Source organism: Synechococcus sp. R55.3 (genome assembly GCF_047461975.1).
Lineage (GTDB): Bacteria > Cyanobacteriota > Cyanobacteriia > Thermostichales > Thermostichaceae > Thermostichus.
In genome coordinates this window covers 1-2,192 of sequence record NZ_JANSIG010000019.1, presented here as the reverse complement: position 1 = coordinate 2,192, position 2,192 = coordinate 1, and the positions used below count along the sequence as shown (strand labels likewise).

General features: G+C 60.8%; 1 protein-coding gene and 1 pseudogene. Both read left to right on the top strand.

The genetic code is table 11. The features are described 5' to 3' along the window. Positions 1-187 precede the first annotated feature (187 nt). A complete protein-coding gene (locus NW849_RS04760; protein ID WP_414356222.1) occupies positions 188-1,363 on the top strand; it encodes a transaldolase in 1,176 nt (391 codons plus the stop codon). A gap of 52 nt (positions 1,364-1,415) precedes the next feature. Next, positions 1,416-2,192: pseudogene (locus NW849_RS04755) on the top strand (cobaltochelatase subunit CobN); the annotation flags it as partial.

Sequence of the window (2,192 nt, the reverse complement as noted above, 5' to 3'; positions counted from 1 at the left end):
CACACGTGGGGGTGAACCGAACCACAGACAGGTGATCCCGTTCGGGGAGTACGTTGTCCCCACACACGTGGGGGTGAGCGGCAGAGAATTAAGACAATCTCATGTCTACCGGGATCCCTGAATGGGATGGGTAACACTGAAACTAGGTCGCAGAAGCGGCGCGTAGCGCAATCTCAAGGAGCCGAACATGAGCAAGAGCTTGCTGGAGCAATTGCGACAGATGACTGTCGTGGTCGCCGATACGGGTGATATCAACGCCATCGAGAGCTTTAAGCCTCAAGATGCCACCACCAACCCCTCATTGATCACGGCTGCAGCCCAAATGCCTCAGTATCAGGGCATTGTCGATGAGACCTTGCTCAAAGCTCGCCAAGAGGTGGGATCCAAAGCTGAGCCGAAAGCCGTGGTGGCCCATGCCATCGATCAATTGGCGGTAGCCTTCGGCGTGCGCATTTTGTCCATCATCCCTGGGCGTGTCTCGACCGAGGTGGATGCCCGCCTCTCCTACGACACGGAAGCTACGGTCGCCAAGGCCCGCCATCTGATCGAGCTGTACAAGGCAGCAGGAGCGGATCCCAGCCGGGTGCTGATTAAAATTGCCTCGACTTGGGAAGGGATCCGAGCTGCCGAGATCCTGGAAAAAGAAGGGATCCATTGCAACCTCACCCTGTTGTTTGGCCTACACCAGGCCATCGCCTGCGCCGAAGCGGGGGTGAAGCTGATCTCGCCCTTTGTGGGCCGCATCTTGGATTGGTACAAGAAACACACGGGCCGGGAGAGCTACCCTCCTGCCGAAGATCCGGGGGTGCAGTCGGTGACCCAGATTTACAACTACTTCCGCAAATACGATTTTCCGACGGAAGTGATGGGGGCCAGCTTCCGCAACATCGGGGAGATCATCGAGTTGGCCGGCTGCGATCTTCTCACCATCTCACCGGCGCTGCTGGCGGAGCTGCAAAACACCGAGGGTCACCTGGAGCGCAAGTTGGATCCAGAAAAAGCCAAGCAGATGGATATTCCCCGCCTGGTGATGGACAGAGCCACCTTCGACCAGATGCACCGGGAAAACCGCATGGCCTCAGAAAAGCTGGAAGAAGGGATCCAGGGCTTCTCCAAGGCGCTGGAGGTGTTGGAAAACCTGCTCACCGAGCGGCTACACAAGCTGGAGGGCAACAAAGTGGTGATTACCCATGCGGCCCAAGACGTGTTTCGCGTCTACGACCTGGATGGGGATGGCTACATTACCCGCGAGGAATGGATGGGGGCGGATCGCGTCTTCGATGCCCTCGACACCAACCAAGATGGCAAGATCACCCCGGAAGAAATGTTGGTAGGGCTGGGGGCAGCGGTTTACCTGAGGTAGGATGCTTCCCCACTCCCAAAATCCGACCCAAGGCCCCAAGGGGGAGCGCTTTCGCCACATCGGAGATGGGGTTGCCGCCCTGGAGGCACAAGCCCGCCTGTGGATTGCCCAGCGTTTGCAGGGGATCCCTTACAATCCGCCGCCGGGGCCAGCAGCCAGGCAGGTGCTGCATTGGATCGAGACGGATCTGCTCCCTCGCCTGCAGCAAACTCCCCAGGAGCTGGATCACCTGCTCCAGGGGCTAAACGGCGGCTACGTGCCCAGCGGCGCTTCCGGCGCCCCCACCCGAGGCCGGGTGGATGTGTTGCCCACGGGGCGCAACTTTTACTCGGTGGATATCCGCGCCATTCCCACCCCAACGGCCTGGCAAATTGGCGCGCGAGCGGCAGAGCGGGTGGTGGAGCGCTACGTGCAAGAGCAAGGGGAGTACCCCCGTCGTCTGGGGCTATCCGTCTGGGGAACTTCCACCCTGCGCACCGGCGGCGACGATTGGGCCGAAGCCCTGGCCCTGCTGGGGGTGAAACCCCGCTGGGATGGGGGACGGGTGGTGGATATCGAGATCCTGCCCGTGGCCGTTTTGGGGCGTCCTCGGGTGGATGTGACCTTGCGCATTTCCGGCTTCTTCCGCGATGCCTTTCCCAACTTGATTGCCCTGTTTGACCGAGCTGTGCAGGCCGTGGCCGATCTGGAGGAGCCGGAAGCCGATAACCCCTTGCGAGCTCAGGTGTTGGCCGATACTGAATACTGGCAACAGCAAGGGATCCCAACGCAAGCAGCGGCGGAGCGGGCGCGGCTGCGCATCTTCGGTTCCAAGCCAGGGGCCTACGGG